The organism is Flavobacterium lacustre (genome assembly GCF_027474525.2).
Taxonomy (GTDB): Bacteria; Bacteroidota; Bacteroidia; order Flavobacteriales; family Flavobacteriaceae; genus Flavobacterium; species Flavobacterium lacustre.
Genome location: NZ_CP114882.2, coordinates 1,601,687 through 1,620,627 on the forward strand (window position 1 = coordinate 1,601,687; position 18,941 = coordinate 1,620,627).

The following is an 18,941-nucleotide window of genomic DNA, read 5'->3' on the forward strand; positions in this document are numbered from 1 at the left end:
GAGTATGAAAGTAAACAAAATTATGGCCTTTCGATTGATGTTGTCAATGATGTTGATTGTAGGTTTTGCAAGTTGTAGCAAAAAATCCAATTCAAAAGGCTCTTCCAGAGCTACAGGATGGAATGTAGACAGTAAAAAAGCGGGCTCAAATAAGAAGCAAGAAGCAGGACCAGGTTTGGTTTTTGTTGAAGGTGGAACTTTTACTATGGGTAAAGTTCAGGATGATGTAATGCATGATTGGAATAATACGCCAACTCAGCAACACGTTCAGTCTTTTTATATGGATGAAACTGAAGTAACCAACTTTATGTACTTAGAGTATTTAGATTGGTTAAAAAAAGTATATCCTCCAACAGAAGAAAATTACAAAGACATATATGAAGGCGCTTCTCCTGATACTTTGGTTTGGAGAAACAGATTAGGGTATAATGAAACAATGACAAACAATTATTTGAGACATCCGTCATATGCGGATTATCCTGTAGTTGGGGTAAACTGGATTCAGGCAGTTGAGTTTAGCGATTGGAGGACCCAACGTGTAAATGAAGCTCTTTTGGAAAAAAACGGATATCTTAAAAAGAATGCAAAAACATTAGAGGTAACTGCAGAAAGTAATTTTGATACCGAAACTTATTTGAATTCACCAACATTAGCTTATGGTGGGAATGAAGAGATTGTTTTGAAAGGAAAAAAAGGAGCAAGAAAAACTCCAAAAGCCGGGAAAGATGGTAAAGTAGTTGAAGCAAAAAATATATATGCACAACGTTCTTCAGGAATTATTCTTCCTGAATACAGACTTCCAACAGAAGCAGAATGGGAATATGCTGCTGCCGCTGATGTAGGTCAAAGAGAATACAACATCTATAAAGGTCAGAAAAAATATCCTTGGTCTGGAGATTATACTCGTTCCGGTAAAAGACAAAGTAAAGGAGATCAATTAGCCAATTTCAAACAAGGAAATGGTGATTACGGCGGAATTGCAGGTTGGTCTGATGATGGAGCTGATATTACAGATGCTGTTAAAAAACATCCGGCAAATGATTTTGGTTTATATGATATGGCAGGTAACGTAGCAGAATGGGTTCAAGATGTTTACAGACCTATTATCGATAATGAAGCGAATGATTTTAACTATTTTAGAGGAAATCAGTACACCAAAAATAAAATTGGATCCGATGGTAAAGTAGAAATAGTTACTAAAGAAACTATGAATTATAAAACTTTAAGTAACGGTAAAAAAGTTGCAACTAGTTTTCCAGGCCAAATTGCACAAGTCCCAGTTGATGAAAATGAAACTTATTTAAGAACAAATTTTGACAAAAGTGACAACGTAAACTACAGAGATGGTGATAAACAATCATCCAGATATTATGATTTTGGAGCTTCAGAATCTGCTAATGAAAAACAAGATAAGATTATGTACAATTCTCCTAAACACAATGTTACTACAGATAGTTTAGGTAAAATGGTTAGAAAATACGACAAGTCAAGTAAAAGAACTACTTTAATCAATGATGAGGTTCGTGTTTATAAAGGTGGATCTTGGAGAGACAGAGCGTATTGGTTAGATCCAGCTCAAAGAAGATACTTCCCACAAGATATGGCTACAGATTATATCGGATTTAGATGTGCAATGTCTAGAGTAGGGCCAAAAGCTGATAAAAGAAGATCAGCAAGAAATTAATATTTTTATATAATTGTAATAAAAGCCCTTTCATTAGGGCTTTTATTTTTTAAATCACTTTTCGTATGGATATTACTTACATTCATAGTTTGTTTTTGAAGTGTCAATCCGTTTCGATTGACACTCGTAAAATAGAAGCAGACTCTTTATTTGTCGCCATCAAAGGAGAAAATTTTGATGCGAATACTTTTGCTAAAGAAGCTTTAGAAAAAGGAGCGGCATATGTTATCATTGACAATAATGATTATTATATTGACCAAAGAACGATTCTGGTAGATGACAGTTTAATTGCATTACAACAGTTAGCAAAATTTCATCGGGAATATTTGAAATTACCAATAATTGCATTAACGGGAAGTAACGGAAAAACCACAACTAAAGAATTGATTCATGTGGTACTTTCAAAAAAATATAAAACAAAAGCAACTGTAGGGAACTTGAATAATCATATTGGAGTTCCTCTCACTTTATTGTCTTTTAATTCCGAAACTGAAATTGGGATTGTAGAAATGGGTGCTAATCACAAAAAAGAAATTGAATTTTTATGCGAATTAGCAAAACCGGATTATGGCTATATAACTAATTTTGGGAAAGCGCATTTAGAAGGTTTTGGAGGTGTGGAAGGAGTTATTGAAGGGAAAAGTGAAATGTATCTTTACCTTTCGCAAAACAACAAACAGGCATTTATAAACTTAGAAGATCCCATTCAAGTTGAGAAATCTAAAACATTGCAATCCTATTCTTTTGGAGTTAATAAAGCAGAAGCCAATGTGAATATTTCTGCTGTCAGTGCCAATCCTTTTGTCGTAATTACATATTCTGACATGACGATTTCAACCCATTTAATTGGACTGTATAACGCTAATAATATAAATGCCGCACTTACAATTGGTAAGTATTTTGATGTTGCTGACACAGCGATTAAACAAGCTCTGGAAAGTTATATTCCGGAAAATAATCGCTCCCAACTTTTGACAAAAGGGACTAACCAAATTATTTTGGACGCCTATAATGCGAATCCTAGTAGTATGGCGGTTGCAATTGAGAATTTTGTTCAGCTAGAAAACCCTAATAAGATTATGATATTAGGGGATATGTTCGAATTAGGACAAGAAAGTGCTGTTGAGCATAAATCTATAGTAAGTTCGCTTTTAAATCAGGAAAAGGTTGTGTGTCACTTTGTGGGAGCTGCTTTTTTTGCGAATAAAATCAGTAAAGATAATTTTAGTTTTTACGAGAATTTTGAGTCTTTTTCGGCGTATTTAAAAGAAACAAAAATTGATAATAGTACTATTTTAATAAAGGGTTCCAGAGGAATGGCTTTAGAACGAACATTAGATTTCTTGTCATAAAAATAAAATAAGCGCAATAAAAACGCCATCTTAGATAAGATGGCGTTTTTGTATTAAATACTCATTAAAAAACCAATAAGGTTCTCTTTTTTGTTCAGATTTAATTTTTTTCGTAATCGATAACGCGCTAATTCCACACCGCCATTCGAAATATTCATGATTTCTGCAATTTCTTTCGTAGACATATTCATTAATAAATAAGTCGATAAATCCAGTTCCCGAGGAGAAATTGTCGGATATTTTTCTTTCAGTCTTTTCAGGAAATCAAAGTGTACGTTCTTGATGTGTTTTTCTAAATCTTTCCAGCTTTTATCGGTATTTACTTCTTTTACAATGCTTTTGTTGAGCTTGTTAAATTGAAATTTAGTCGATTCATCAAAAGAGTCTACATTAATGTCTTTGAGTTTATGAATAATTCCATTTAGGATTTTATTCTTTTTTACTACTTGTAGCGTGTTGTTAACTAGTTCTTTATCTTTTGATAGGATTTTAATTTGGAGTTTGTCACTTTTTAACCGTTCGATTTCTTTTTCTAAATCATATTGTTCTTGTCTAATTTTTGACTCTCTTTCTAAATAAAGCCTTCTTTGTTCTATAGTTTCGTAATATTTGTTTTTTCGGATCTTCATTTTTATTCGTCTTCGAATGTAATGTGTAGTTACTATAATAAGTATTAAGTAACATAAATAGGCTATAAAATGTCTGTACCAAGGTGGTGAAATTGTAAAAAGAACCTGAGTTGCATCGGATTGAATTCCATAGCTGTTTCTTGCTTTTAAACTCATTTTATAATCACCCTCTCTTAAGTTTGTATACTCTTTTATAGCAATAGGGGACCAGTTGCTCCATCTGTCATCAAAACCTTCTAATTGATATGAAAACTCAATATTGTCTAAGTTTTCATAGCTGGGAGAAGAAAAAGTGAACTTTACTCTATTTGATTTATAAGGGATTTTTTGTGATTCAATTTTGTTTTGGCTATTGCCAAAGATTAAGGTGTCGCCTGGAAATGAAAAACTTCGTATGAATGCAGTTGGTTTTTCAACAGAATTTTTCAACAGTTTAGAATCATAATGAGCTAATCCATCTGTTAATCCAATAAACATATTCTTTGGGTCAATGGTGTTAATAGACATGTAATTGTTGACTAAATTACCAGTTAAACTCGAAAAAGGGGCCAAAATATTTTTGTATTTTCCATCGGTAGTTTTTGATAAAACTCCTAATGATTCTTTAAAAATATACCAAATATTTCCTGCTGAATCCTGTGATAAAGAATATATTTTCGGGATATTTTTAAACAATGTTGTTGTTGTTTTGTCTTCAAAAAATAAATCCTGATCTTGAGAGTATTTATAGAAACGATTGTTCGTTTGGAAATAAACAGTATTATTTAGAGTTTGAATGCTGCCAATCCCTTTAACTGTATTAGATAGGTTTGAGTATGTTTTTATAGTGTTGAATTTTTTTAAATCTCCTGAAATATCCATTTGATAAATTAAATCATCCTTTTTTAACCATAAATAAGAGTTATCCATTTCGAAAGAGCTAGATGGTTTATCAAAACCGGCGATTTGATTTCGGAATTTCAAGCCATTTGCTCCTTTTTCAAAAACAGCAAAACCATTGTAATTAGAACCAATAATGAGATTAGGTTGATTTGGGATTTTTTTGAAACCAAAGTAACCTCTGCTATCAAGGGTTTTAACGGAACGGTTGTTCTCAATTATCAGAGCACCATTGTTATTCCCGCAAATTAATTGCCCGTCAATCACCTGAATATTCCACGCCTGACCGGTTGTTCCTTCTACTAAAGAAAAATTATCTTCTCTGAAAGGCGTGTTCCATACATGGTAAAAAACACCTTGATTGGTGGCGACATACAAATTTCCTTTATGAACCACAGAGGCATATACCGTACTAATGTCGTAACTGAAACCAAAGTAAGTGAAAGGTGAATTTTCATTTATAAAAGCAATACCATTGTCAAGACCAAGCCAGAGATTATTTTTATTATCTAAAAAAGAGGTTAGTACTGTGTTGTTCTGAAGTCCTTTTTTATGGTTAATGTGTTGAATTATTTTTCCATTGGTGTCACAAATAATAATTCCATTCAAAACAGAATTTAATACAATAAATTTGTCTTTGATGGTTACACCTCCCAGTGAGCTGTTTTTCTTGATAAAAGTATTTGCTTCTGTATTCCAAGGAATTGCTTTTTCATGATTATATACAAAAAGCCCTTTGTTTAGAGTAGCAATAAGTAGTTTGTTTTCAGGTAAAGGAAACATACCCCAAATTTCGGTATTATTGAAAGCTGTTGTTCCTTTTAGCGGGTATAATTTACCATTTTTATATTCGACTATTCCTGCAGAAATGTCTTGTAGGTAAAGATGGTTTTTTACCTGAAAGGAGAATTGGAATCGATTGGGTGCTTCAACTATTTTTAGTTTATTGTTTTTATAAATGTAGATTCGTGCAAATGACTGAAAGATAACTTCGTTTTTGAACAGGTGTATTTTCCAAATAAAATCAATTATCTTTTTTTTGTTCACCATTTTTGATAGGGAAACGTATTCTAGTTTTCCTTTTGAATTTGTTTTGAAGTATCCAAATTCGCTGTAACCTCCTATGAAAATTTTTCCGGAAGAGTCAATTTTTACACATCGAGTATCTGGAGAATTGGGCAAAGGATATTTACGCCATGCTGATCCGTCAAATTGGAATAAACCATTGTTATTGGCAAAATATAAATTTCCGTTTTGATCTTGATCAATATTCCAGTTTTGGGTGCCTCCTTTATAGTCCGTTCTTTTATAATTTCTTATTTCAGGAAGTCCAATGTTTTTTACTTGACCTAAAAAAGGTGTTGTAAATAACAATAATATTAGAATGTTTAATTTTAAATGACGCATAATTAAGTTCAAAATGTAATAGTTTGATTTGTAAGCGAAAACGTTTTTGTTTAAGCAAAGATTACTAGAATTTCCTCTTTTTTTATTTAAAAATTAATTTCGAAAGCTAAATTACTCGTTTTTTAGGAATGTAGGGTTTGTTTTTAAAAAAAACGTTTTCGTTTATAACATAAATTTAAAATTAAAATATTGTTAATCAATTTATTAAAATTTATTTGATGTGTTTTTGTAAAGCTTAAAAATAAAGTTTGATGTGTTTTTGTAAGGAATTTTTAATGCTAAAAGTGAAATAATAATTCTATCATTGCATTAAATTACTAATTAATTAACCAAAATTTTAGAAAAATGAAATTATCAAAATTACTTATTTTTTGTTTTTTATCTGTTCTATTCTCAGTTTATGGGCAAGCACAAGATGTTTCCATAAAAGGGAAAGTAATAGACGAGAGCGGATTACCCATTCCGGGAGTAATCATTCTAATTAAAGGGACTACCAAGGGAGCATCTTCGGACTTTGATGGAAATTTTGAAATAAAGGCTGCTTCAAACGGTACTTTAGTATTTAGTTATTTGGGATATACTTCTGTTCAGGAGCCTATTAACGGAAGAACTAATATTAATGTTAAACTTCGTGCAGAGACACAATCCTTACAAGAGGTTATAGTCAATGTAGGTTATGGAACTCAAAAGAAGAAAAATTTAACTAATGCAGTTTCTACAGTCAAGTCGGATGTGTTTGAAAATCGTCCTATTTTATCTGTTGCTCAAGCCATACAAGGTAATGCTGCAGGTGTAAATGTTGTTCAAACTTCCGGGAAACCTGGAGCAAGTTTTGATGTAAGGATTAGAGGACTTAGTTCTATAAATTCTGAAAACTCACCTTTATATGTTGTTGATGGAATCCAGACTAAAGATATTTCTGGTATAAATACAGAAGATATTGTGGATTTATCCATTTTAAAAGATGCTACTGCAACAGCTATATATGGTGTTAACGGCTCATCTGGTGTGGTAGTTATTACAACCAAAAAAGGAAAATCAAATAAAAATGATTTTCAATTTAGTTCTTATCTAGGTTTATCAAAAGCTGTAAGCAATGTAGATGTTTTAAATTTAACAGATTATAAAACATTAATAAATGAAATTAATCCAAGTTATTTAACAACTGCTAATGATGCAAAATATGCAGGAATAAATACGAATTGGCAAGATGAAATTTTGAGAACTGGTATTGATCAAAATTATAATTTTTCATATGCTGGAGGTACTGATAAAGTAAAATTCTACGGAGCTTTAGGATACCAAGTGGTAGAGGGAATAATAAATCCATCAAAATATAACCGGTTTTCTGGGAAAATAAATATGAATGCTACTCTTACTTCATGGTTGAAAGCAGATGTAAGCATGAATGTTATTCAATCGGATGGTTCTTATATTAGTGATAATAATAGTGTAGGACAAGGTGGTGCAGTTATGAGTGCTTTAGTGACACCTTCATTTTTACCTATTTGGGGTTCTCAATTAAATATTAGAGAAACAAATACAGATGGGTCTTATAAAGATGGATATAAAGATGGTCAATATGCAGAAAACCCCTATCAATCAGGATGGGAAAATCCAGTTTCATTATTGTCAAGAAAGAATACAACAGCTGTAAACAGATATTTGAGCAGTGTTAGTTTTGATGTTAATATTTTGAGTAATTTGGTTTGGAAGCCAATGGTATCTTTTGATTTGACAAGATCAAATAACGTTCAGTTTGTAGATCCATATAGTAATGTTTGGGGAAGAAATGGAGATGACAACCCTGATTCTGACAAAGGAAGAGGGAGTAATACGGTAGATAATAATAATAATTGGAATTTTGAAAATACTTTAAACTATACATTGAAATTTGATGATTCAGAATTAAATGTATTAGGAGGTATGTCAATGCAGAAAAATAATTATACTAAAGAAGCCAATTCTGGAACTGGTTTTTCTGTAGACCAAACTAGTTATGATATTAATGCTGCCGAAAATAAATCTTTCGAAAGTAGAGAAAATGAAGTAAGAAGCCTTTCTTATTTTGGTAGAGCAACCTACAATATTAAAAACAAATACATTTTGAATGGTGTATTTAGAGAAAGTGGAGCATCTCAATTGGCATCTAATCATAAATGGGGATTTTTTCCGGCAGTTTCTGCCGCTTGGATTGTTTCTAATGAAAATTTCTTGAAAGATGTAAGTACTATAAGTGAATTAAAACTTAGAGGTGGTTGGGGAAAAACAGGTAATTTATCAGGATTACCAGCCTATTCAAGCTTTGATTTAAATTATACAAACCCTTTGACAAATGCTACAACATTAGATCAAATAGGGAACCCTGATTTGAAATGGGAAACAACTACTGATATTAACTTAGGGGTAGATTTAGGATTATTTGAAAATAGAATAAGATTTGTAGCAGATTTATATAAAAAGAATACAAAAGACTTGCTTCAAATAATTTATTTCCCAGGTTTCACAGAGCCATATTATTATAATGCTGGAGAGATTGATAATAAAGGATTGGAATTAGGTTTAAATACAAGAAATTTTACAGGTGATTTTAAATGGAATTCTAGTTTTAATATTTCATTTAATGATAATAAAGTAGTTAAATTAGGGTTACTTAAAAAATTACCGTTTCAAAATTTAACTTCAGTTGGAGAAAGTGTAATTCTATTAACAGAAGGAAGTGCTTTAGGAAGCTTCTACGGTTATAAAGTGGATAAAGTTGATTCCACTACTGGTACATTATTGTACAAAGATATTAATGGAGACGGAAAAGTTACTACTGATGATAGAACTAACATAGGAAATCCTAATCCAAAATACACATTTGGTTTCAGTAATGATTTTAGCTACAAAGGATTTAGTTTAGATGCTTTAATTACGGGTTCACAAGGTGGAGATGTTTTCAATGCTTCAAGAATGGATTTAACGTTGATGAATAATTATAACAATCAATCCACGGAAGTAATAAACAGATGGACTACTCCAGGTCAAATTACAGATGTTCCAAAAGCTAATGACTCGAATGCTTTACACGTTTCTGACCGATTTGTAGAAGATGGCTCTTATATCCGATTGAAAGCCGTTACATTAGGGTATCAATTTAAATTGGAAAAATTGAAATTAAATTCAATAAAAGTATATGTAACAGGACAAAACTTATATACAATAACTAATTATAAAGGATTTGACCCAGAAGTTGGAGCTTTTAATAATGCTACAGGTATTGGTCAAGGCATTGATTTAGGAACATATCCTCAAGTTAAAACATTTGTTTTTGGACTAAAAGCCAATTTTTAATACTAAAATATAAATACTATATAATTATGAAATTATTTAAAAATTATTTAAAAATATTCTCGGCATTGATGATGTTGTTTTTAACATCCTGTTCAGATTATTTAGATACAGAGCCGATTACAGAAGAAGCAACTTCACTAAATAATGATATTGTAATAAAAGATGCTGCTGCTGCCGAATCTAGAATGAATGCAGTATATGGAACTTTTGGTTCCGGTTATTGGCAATTGGATTTTTTATTGGCTGGAGACGGACAATCTGATAACGCTTATATGGGCGCAGACAACCCTGCAATATTTCAATATGAAACCTATGAAATGTTGTCTACTAATTCCCAAATGAAAGGCGATTGGAATGATCTGTACAACAACATAAACACTTGTAATATCGTGATTAATTATGTTAATCAAGCAACAGATTTAAGCGCAACCCGAAAAAATGAAATGATTGGTGAAGCTTCGTTGATAAGAGCTTTAAATCATTTTCAAGCAGTCCAATTATGGGGTGATTGCCCAATTGCAAAAGAAGCAATCTTTTCAATTTCAAGCGAGAATTTTGATGAAGCATTTGACGCACTATTTCCAGCAAGAAAACCAGTTGCCGAAGTATATGCACAAATCATTGCCGATTGTTTAATTGCAATCGAAAAAGCACCAGATGCTTCTAACAAATTTAAGGCAAACAAAATGGCGGCCAATGCTCTTCTTGCAAAAGTATATGCTACGATGCCAAATCCTGATTGGGCAAAAGTAAATCAGTACTGTGATGTGGTAATTGGAGGTGGTTATACACTTTTACCAACTTTTGATCACCTTTTTGACAGTGCACACGAAGGAAATGCAGAATCAATCTGGGAAGTTAATGGAGACGGATGGGGCAGTCCAATCGGTGCTTGGAACACTTTCATGTTTTTAGGAACAGATTGGAAAAAATTCAATGCGCCTTCTCATACTTTAGTTGAAGCTTTTGCGAATAATGGCGATACTCAAAGGTTGGCATCTACTGTTACCAGAGCAAAAGTTACTTGGTCTGACAATTATTGGGCTTCAGCAGATTATCCTTTTGCCTTTAAAATGAGAGATACGAATGGTAATCAAAACTTCTATATTGCACGTTTAGCGGATATTTTATTATTGAAAGCTGAAGCTTTAGTAAGTACTGGTGATGTTTCTGGTGCTATGTCATTAGTAAATCAAGTTAGGGCTAGAGCTGGAATTGCTTCAATTAGCGCTTCAACTCAATCTGATGCAGTAGATAAAGTTCTTGAAGAACGATTAATGGAATTAGCTTTCGAAGGGGATCGTTGGTTTGATTTAAAAAGAATGGGTAAAGCGATTCAATTATTATCTCAACAAAAAGACGGTAATGGAAATGTTTTACCTTTTGCATCCAATATTAATCAAAATAGACTTTTATGGCCTATTCCTCAAGATAAATTAGATGCTAATGCACTATTAACTCAAAATCCTGGATACTAATAGTAAATCAGCACTTTAATATAAGATGCTAAAATAAGCTCGGGACAATCAAAAAGTCCTGAGCTTAATTTTATAACGATAACATTTATAAAGTCTTAACGAAGAAATTAAAGAGATAAAAATGGAAATGTTACTTATAGATATACAACATCAGGTATACTACTCGTGTTATATATGTATCTGCATACAATTTAGACCGTTTTATTTTTTTTCAATATTTTAGATTAGAGTTTTTAAATATTGGGTAGTGCGTTTGTTTAGTTAGTTCTTCATAAGGAGCTTCTATTTGTAGTTGGGTAGAAGCTTCAATGAAGAATATTAATTGTAATTTTAAAGAATGAAAAAATCAAAACAAGGAATTATTTCTGTAGTTTTTGCCCTGATAAGTTTGTTCTCTTATGGTCAAAAATTAAAATTAATGACCTACAATATTAGACTTGATGTAGCCAGTGACGCAGAAAACGATTGGACACATCGAAAAGATTTTTGTACTTCCCAAATTCAGTTCTATGGACCAGATATTTTTGGAGTCCAAGAGGCAAAACCCAATCAGGTAATTGATATTGAAAATGCTTTACCAGAATACAAGAATGTCGGTATAGGAAGAGAAGGCCTTGGCAAAGGGGAATCTTCCAATATTTATTATAAAAAAGAACGATTTTCGATACAAGAAAGCAATACATTCTGGCTTTCTGAGACCCCAAATCAAATTTCTAAAGGATGGGATGCCGCCTTCAACAGGGTTTGTACCTATGCGCTTTTTAAAGAGTTGAAAACAAAAAAAATGTTTTGGGTTTTTAATACGCATCTGGATCACATGGGGGAAGAAGCAAGAACCAAAGGAATTGAACTGATAGTTTCAAAAATTAAAACCTTAAATACAAAAGGATATCCGGTGTTTTTTATGGGAGATTTTAATTCGGAACCTAACGAAGACAGAATTTTGTCATTAAAAAAAATAATGAATGATAGCCGCGAAGTGTCCCATGAAAAACCTTTTGGACCATCCGGAACTTTTAATAATTTTAATTATAACGAACCGGTTACCAAGTTAATCGATTACATTTTTGTTTCTAAAGAAAATGGTATAAAAGTAAAAAAATATGCTATTTTAACCGATTCAAAAAATTTACATTACCCATCGGATCATTTTCCGGTTTACATTGAAATTAATTTTAAATAAAAATATGAAAAATAAAAATAATAGTACAAAGGTTTTTCTTATTGCTGTTTTATCAGTCATTTTAGTCCAATGTTCGCCTGCTACTGATCCTGTAAAACAGAAGCCTACAACTCCAGTAGTTACCAATCAAGTTGATTTTTGGTTGACCAAAGGAGACCAATCCTCTCGTCTTCAAAAGCAATCTTCTGTTTTAGCATTTGGTTCAGATAAAAATGTGTACACAAATATTGAAGTAGATGATACACAAACTTTTCAAACTGTTGACGGATTTGGTTTTACGCTCACCGGAGGAAGCGCTGAAGTCATAAACCAATTGAATGCTACAAAAAAACAAGAGTTGTTACAAGAATTATTTGGTGCAGATGAAAACGCAATAGGCATAAGTTATTTGCGAATTAGCATTGGAGCTTCAGATTTAAATGCCACTCCATTTACTTATAATGATTTACCAATCGGACAAACTGATGTCAATCTGGAGCAGTTTAGTTTGGCACCAGACAAGAATAATCTGATACCAATGTTAAAACAAATTGTAGCGATTAATCCCAATATTAAAATTATGGCAACCCCATGGTCTCCGCCAGTTTGGATGAAAGACAATGCAAATTTTATTGGTGGAAGTCTAAAACCGGAATATTATAGTGTATACGCACAATATTTTGTCAAGTACATTCAAAAGATGAAAGAAGAAGGAATTACTATTGATGCGATTACACCACAAAATGAACCTTTGCATCCGGGAAATAATCCAAGTATGTTAATGTTGGCAGAGCAACAAGCAGATTTTATAAAGAATCATTTAGGACCTGCTTTTAAGGCAGTGAATAGTACCGTTAAAATTGTTGTTTATGATCACAATTGTAATAAACCGGAATATCCAATAGCAATATTAAATGATGCTGAAGCATACCCATATGTTGATGGCTCAGCATTTCACTTATATGAAGGAGACATAAGCGCTTTATCAACAGTACACTCAGCTTTTCCTAATAAAAACATCTATTTTACCGAGCAATATACCGCTTCTACAGGAAGTTTTGATGGGGATTTGAAATGGCATATAAAAAATGTTATTATAGGTTCGATGCGTAATTGGAGTAAAACAGCATTAGAATGGAATTTGGCCAATGATGGTACTTTTGGTCCTCATACCCCAGGAGGTTGTACTACTTGTAAAGGGGCATTGACTATAAACAGTAGTGAAAGTTTTACCAGAAATGTAGGGTATTATATTGTGGGACATGCTTCAAAATTTGTTCCTACAGGTTCTGTAAGGATTTCAAGCACAATTTCTGGGAATTTAAATACGGTAGCTTTCAAAACTCCTGCCGGTAAAAAAGTATTGATTGTAGAAAATGACGGTAATACTACTCAAACTTTTAATATTAAACACAAAGGTGTTTGGGTTTCAACTTCATTAGGTGCAGGTTCAGTAGGAACCTATATTTGGTAAATAAATAATATAATAAACACATCATGAAAAAAATAACAACAGCAGTATTTCTGGCGCTATCACTTTTTGCTTTTTCCCAGCAAAAAAATAAAATACAATCTAAAATATTTTCTACAAAAGATAGAAAAGTAACCGTTTATACTACAGCGGACAGTACAAAATTAAGATTGACACCAACAGATAATTTAGTTTTTTCGGCTTCAAAACAACCGTTAGAAACAGAAATCTCCGTTTTTGTAGAACCAACAAAAACCTTTCAATCCTTTATGGGAATTGGAGGTGCAATAACGGATGCCAGTGCTGAGGTTTATGCAAAATTATCCAAAGATAAACAGCAAGAATTCATCAATGCCTATTATAACCCAGAAAAAGGAATCGGTTATTCATTGCTAAGAACTACAATCCATAGTTCTGATTTTAGTAGTGGAAGCTATACTTATATCAAAGAAGGGGATAAGGAATTGAAGACTTTCAATATTGACCATGACAGACAATACCGTATTCCGATGCTCAAAGAAGCGATAAAAACGGCTGGTGGAAAATTATTGCTTTATGTGTCACCATGGAGTCCGCCTGCTTTTATGAAAAGTACCAATAATATGCTAAGAGGAGGTACCTTGCTTCCGGAATATTACCAATCTTGGGCTAATTATTATGCAAAATTTATCAAAGCATACGAAAAAGAAGGAATGCCTATTTGGGGACTCACAATTCAAAATGAACCTATGGCCACTCAAACTTGGGAATCTTGTATTTATACAGCTGAAGCAGAAAGAGATTTTTTGAAAAATTTCTTGGGACCAACACTTAAAAAAGAAGGTTTAGGGAACAAAAAAATTGTAGTTTGGGATCATAATCGTGATTTAATGAATCAAAGAGCCAATACCATTTTCTCAGATCCAGAAGCGTCAAAGTATGCATGGGGAATGGGATTTCATTGGTATGAAACTTGGGCTGGAGGAATGCCAATGTTTGATAATGTTCGAAAAGTACATGAGGCTTATCCAACTAAAAATTTATTATTTACAGAAGGTTGTGTCGAAAAATTTGATGCCAAGAAATACCAATTTTGGGCAAATGGAGAACGTTACGGAACTTCAATGATTAATGATTTTAATAACGGAACTGTGGGCTGGACGGATTGGAATGTTTTATTGGACCAAAATGGTGGTCCAAATCATGTGGGTAATTTTTGTTTTGCACCAATTCATATGGATACCAATTCAGGGGAATTAATTTACACACCAAGTTATTATTATATTGGTCATTTTTCAAAATTCATCCGTCCCAATGCTAAACGAGTGAGTTCAGCGGTAAGCAGAAGCAGTTTGTTAAGCACTTCATTCCTGAATACAGATGGTAAAATGGTAACGGTAGTGATGAATCAAAGTAGCAAAAGTGTAACTTACAATTTGATTATAGCCTCAGAAAAAACAGTAGTAACCATTCCGGCTCATGGAATTCAGACATTGGTATATTAAACGTAAAAAGAGCATACATTATGAAAAAACTACTTTTAATTGTATTTGTTTTACTGTCAATTTCAACTTTCGGTCAAGGATTTTTACACCGTGATGGTCAAAATATTATTGATGGTAATGGGAAAAATATAGTTTTAAGAGGTTTAGGACTAGGTGGTTGGATGGTTCAGGAAGGCTACATGCTGCAAACAGGTGCTTTTGCCGGTCCGCAACATAAAATTAAACAAAAGATTACTGATGTAATTGGTGCCAAAAACACCGAAGAATTCTATCAGGCCTATAAAGCAAACGGAATTACCAAAAGAGACATAGATTCATTAGCAGCTTGGGGATTCAATTCAATTCGTTTGCCAATGCATTACAATTTATATACACCATCTCTCGAAACCGAAAAAGAAGGCGAAATTACCTGGCTTGAAGAAGGTTTCAAAATGACTGATGATCTATTAAGTTGGTGCGCCGATAACAATATCTATTTGATATTAGACTTGCATGCAGCTCCCGGTGGTCAAGGAAAAGATGCTGCAATATCTGACTATGATGATTCAAAACCATCGCTCTGGGAGAGTGCTGCAAATCAAGATAAAATGGTTGCATTATGGAAAAAGTTAGCAGAACGTTATAAAGATAATCCTTGGATTGGAGCCTATGATATTATCAATGAGCCCAATTGGAATTTTACAGGAACGAATCAAAACGGCTGCGACGAAACGTCTAATGCGCCTTTGAAAGCTCTGCAAGTTCGAATTACAAATGCAATACGAGAGGTAGATAAAAACCATTTGATTTTTATCGAAGGCAATTGTTGGGGTAATAATTATAATGGGATGTTTCCGTTGTGGGATGAAAATATGGCCTTAAGTTTTCACAAATATTGGAATACTAATGGTACCGCTTCTATTCAAAATATGTTAGATTACAGAACCCGATACAATGTACCAATTTGGTTGGGCGAAAGTGGTGAAAATTCTAATGTGTGGTTTGAGCAAGCCATTTCTTTAATGGAATCTAATAATATTGGTTGGGCTTTTTGGCCAATGAAAAAGATTGAAAATTTAGCCGGAGTTACTTCGGTTACAAAAACACCGGACTACGATAAATTATTGAAATATTGGCAAAACCAAGGCGAAAAACCAAATACTGATTTTGCCAAAAAAACACTAATGCAGATTGCTGAGGACTATAAAATGGAGCACCTGACTATCAGATATGATGTGATTGATGCCATGTTCAGACAAGTGCAAACAAATGAAACCAAAAAATACAAAGACCATCCGCTTCCTGGTAAAATTTATGCTGCCGAATATGATTTAGGACAGAACGGATATGCTTATTGGGATAAAGATATTGCTAATTATGACGGCACTAAATTTACTAAATGGAACAAAGGCGGATTCATGAGAAATGATGGTGTTGATATCGAATTGTGTAATGACACAACCACCAACGGATTTCATGTAGCTTATATCGAAGACGGGGAGTGGTTGCAATACACGGTTGATGTAGAAAAGCAAACTACTTTTGATGTTGCTATTCGTTATGCAAGTAATGTTGCAGAAGGAAAACTTTACTTAGAAGATAAAAAAGGAAGACTTTCTAAAAGCATTACAATTCCTTCTTCGGGTGGATTAAATAATTGGAAAACCGTTATTCTAAAAAAGGTAATTTTGAAACCTGGAATCCATAAAATCAAAGTGCATTTCGAAAAAGGGAATTTCAATTTAAACTATATGGAATTTAGAAATTCAAGAAAATAAAATTATTTTGTTTTCTTTACAACATATAATGGTTTGTTTATAAAATAATAAAAATATATAAAATGAAAAAAAACGTGTCTATAACACTTTTATTAGTTTCCTTTCTGTCCTTTTCACAACCAAAAACGATAGATCAAAAAGTGAATGCTTTGCTGAAGCAAATGACACTCGAAGAGAAAATAGGTCAACTTAATCAATATACGGGGGATAATGCGGCAACAGGTCCTATAACGATAAATCCGAATAAACAAGCGGAAATTAAACAAGGTTTAATAGGTTCGATGTTGAATATTTTGGGAACACAACACACCCGACAATATCAAGAATTAGCCATGCAATCCCGATTAAAAATCCCGTTGTTGTTTGGTCAGGATGTTATTCACGGATACAAAACGACATTCCCACTTCCTTTGGCGGAAGCCGCAAGTTGGGATTTGGATGCAATGGAACTTTCTGCAAGAATCGCAGCAATCGAAGCTTCTGCCAGCGGAATTCATTGGACATTTGCGCCTATGGTTGATATTTCCCGCGATCCGCGTTGGGGACGTGTTATGGAAGGCGCCGGAGAAGATACTTATTTAGGGTCTAAAATTGCGTACGCCAGAGTCAAAGGATTTCAAGGGAAATTAGGAGATGTAAATTCGGTAATGGCTTGCGTAAAACATTTTGCTGCTTATGGAGCTGCAGTTGGCGGTAGAGATTACAACTCAGTTGATATGAGCGAAAGAATGCTTTGGGAAACGTATTTGCCTCCTTTCAAGTCTGCCTTAGATGCTGGTGCGGCTACTTTCATGAATTCGTTTAATGATTTGAATGGAATTCCGGCAACCGGGAATAAATATTTACAAAGAGATATCCTGAAAGGGAAATGGAATTTTCAAGGTTTTGTAGTTTCAGATTGGGGGTCGATTGGCGAAATGGTCAGTCACGGATATTCAAAAGATAATAAAGAAGCTGCGTTACAAGCCATAACCGCCGGAAGTGATATGGATATGGAAAGCAATGCGTACCGATACCATTTGGCAGAATTAGTAAAAGAGAAAAAGGTTTCCATCACTTTGATTGATGATGCTGTAAAGCGAATTTTACGCAAGAAATTCGAATTGGGATTGTTCGATGATCCTTTTAAATATTGTAATCCGGAACGTGAACAAGCAGCGTTGAATAACCCAGAACATAGAAAAGCAGCAAGAGATATAGCGGCAAAAAGTATTGTATTGTTGAAGAATGAAAACAGAATTTTACCACTTTCAGAAGAAACAAAAACAATTGCTTTTATTGGTCCTTTGGTCAAAGAGCGCAAGCAAAATATGGGATTTTGGTCGGTTGAATTGCCAGAAGTAGATTATGACAAACATGTTATTTCGCAATGGGAAGGAGTTCAAAATAAAGTTGGGAACTTTGCTAAATTGCTTTACGCCAAAGGTTGTGAAATCGAAGGAGATAACAAAGACGGTTTTGCCGAAGCTGTAGCTGTTGCCAATCAAGCAGATGTTGTGATTTTGAGTATTGGTGAAAGAAGAGACATGAGCGGAGAGGCTAAAAGCCGCAGTAATCTTCGTTTGCCCGGCGTTCAGGAAGAATTGATAAAAGCGATTCAAGCCACGGGAAAACCAATTGTGGTTTTGATTAATGCCGGAAGACCGCTTATTTTTAATTATACTGCCGATACCGTTCCTGCAATTTTATACACCTGGTGGTTAGGTACCGAAGCCGGTAATGCCATTGCCGATGTGTTGTTTGGCGATTATAATCCATCGGGGAAATTACCGATGTCTTTCCCTAGAGAAGAAGGTCAGATTCCTATTTATTACAATCATTTTAATACCGGAAGACCCGCAGCAAATGAAACGGCTACGAATTATGTTTCGGCTTATACAGATTTAAAAAACAGCCCTAAATTTCCTTTCGGATTCGGGTTGAGTTACACGACTTTCGATTATTCTGATTTGAAATTGTCTAAAAATAAGATGAAAAGTACTGAAACCATCGAAGTTTCGATGACGATTACTAATTCAGGAAAAGTCGCTGGTGAAGAAGTCGTTCAGTTGTATTTGAGAGATAAAGTAGGTTCAGTTGTTCGTCCGATAATTGAACTGAAAGATTTTCAAAAAATAAAATTGAATGCCGGAGAAACTAAAACGGTCAAATTTACTATTGATAAACAAAAATTATCTTTTTATAATTCTGATTTAAAATGGATTACAGAACCCGGAGATTTTGACTTGATGATTGGTTCTTCTTCTTCTGATATCCGCTTGAAAGCTACTTTTGAACTAAATAATTAATTAAAAAAACTATA

10 protein-coding genes are annotated in these 18,941 nt (G+C 33.4%); 9 read left to right on the forward strand and 1 reads right to left on the reverse strand.

Annotation, left to right across the window (positions count from 1 at the left end; genetic code table 11):
• The first annotated feature begins 4 nt into the window (after positions 1 to 4).
• Together gldJ and O6P34_RS07050 are read left to right on the forward strand one after the other, a co-directional pair.
• Positions 5 to 1,684, forward strand: a complete 1,680-nt coding sequence (gldJ, locus tag O6P34_RS07045; protein ID WP_269686614.1) for a gliding motility lipoprotein GldJ — start codon at positions 5 to 7, stop codon at positions 1,682 to 1,684.
• A 65-nt stretch (positions 1,685 to 1,749) separates the two neighbouring features.
• The gene (locus O6P34_RS07050) at positions 1,750 to 3,036 is read left to right on the forward strand and encodes a UDP-N-acetylmuramoyl-tripeptide--D-alanyl-D-alanine ligase (RefSeq protein WP_269686615.1); all 1,287 of its coding nucleotides are present in this window, start codon (positions 1,750 to 1,752) and stop codon (positions 3,034 to 3,036) included.
• 53 nt (positions 3,037 to 3,089) lie between these two features.
• On the opposite strand, the gene O6P34_RS07055 is transcribed toward O6P34_RS07050, so the two are convergent.
• Complete coding sequence (locus tag O6P34_RS07055) at positions 3,090 to 5,963, reverse strand: triple tyrosine motif-containing protein (protein ID WP_349293444.1); 2,874 nt, start codon at positions 5,961 to 5,963, stop codon at positions 3,090 to 3,092.
• A gap of 333 nt (positions 5,964 to 6,296) precedes the next feature.
• On the opposite strand from O6P34_RS07055, the gene O6P34_RS07060 reads away from it, so the two are divergent.
• The 7 genes from O6P34_RS07060 (at position 6,297) to bglX (ending at position 18,927) form a co-directional block, all read left to right on the forward strand.
• Positions 6,297 to 9,287: a SusC/RagA family TonB-linked outer membrane protein gene (locus O6P34_RS07060; protein ID WP_269686616.1), complete on the forward strand. Its 2,991-nt coding sequence runs from the start codon at positions 6,297 to 6,299 to the stop codon at positions 9,285 to 9,287.
• A 26-nt stretch (positions 9,288 to 9,313) separates the two neighbouring features.
• Positions 9,314 to 10,765: a RagB/SusD family nutrient uptake outer membrane protein gene (locus tag O6P34_RS07065; protein WP_269686617.1), complete on the forward strand. Its 1,452-nt coding sequence runs from the start codon at positions 9,314 to 9,316 to the stop codon at positions 10,763 to 10,765.
• Positions 10,766 to 11,102: 337 nt separating this feature from the next.
• A complete protein-coding gene (locus O6P34_RS07070; protein ID WP_269686618.1) occupies positions 11,103 to 11,948 on the forward strand; it encodes an endonuclease/exonuclease/phosphatase family protein in 846 nt (281 codons plus the stop codon).
• 4 nt (positions 11,949 to 11,952) lie between these two features.
• Positions 11,953 to 13,401 (forward strand): glycoside hydrolase family 30 protein, encoded by a 1,449-nt coding sequence (locus tag O6P34_RS07075; RefSeq protein WP_269686619.1) that lies wholly within the window; start codon positions 11,953 to 11,955, stop codon positions 13,399 to 13,401.
• Between the two features lie 23 nt (positions 13,402 to 13,424).
• Positions 13,425 to 14,882: a glycoside hydrolase family 30 protein gene (locus O6P34_RS07080; protein WP_269686620.1), complete on the forward strand. Its 1,458-nt coding sequence runs from the start codon at positions 13,425 to 13,427 to the stop codon at positions 14,880 to 14,882.
• A 20-nt stretch (positions 14,883 to 14,902) separates the two neighbouring features.
• Positions 14,903 to 16,639, forward strand: a complete 1,737-nt coding sequence (locus tag O6P34_RS07085; RefSeq protein WP_269686621.1) for a cellulase family glycosylhydrolase — start codon at positions 14,903 to 14,905, stop codon at positions 16,637 to 16,639.
• Between the two features lie 62 nt (positions 16,640 to 16,701).
• Complete coding sequence (bglX, locus tag O6P34_RS07090) at positions 16,702 to 18,927, forward strand: beta-glucosidase BglX (RefSeq protein WP_269686622.1); 2,226 nt, start codon at positions 16,702 to 16,704, stop codon at positions 18,925 to 18,927.
• The last annotated feature ends 14 nt before the right edge of the window (positions 18,928 to 18,941 follow it).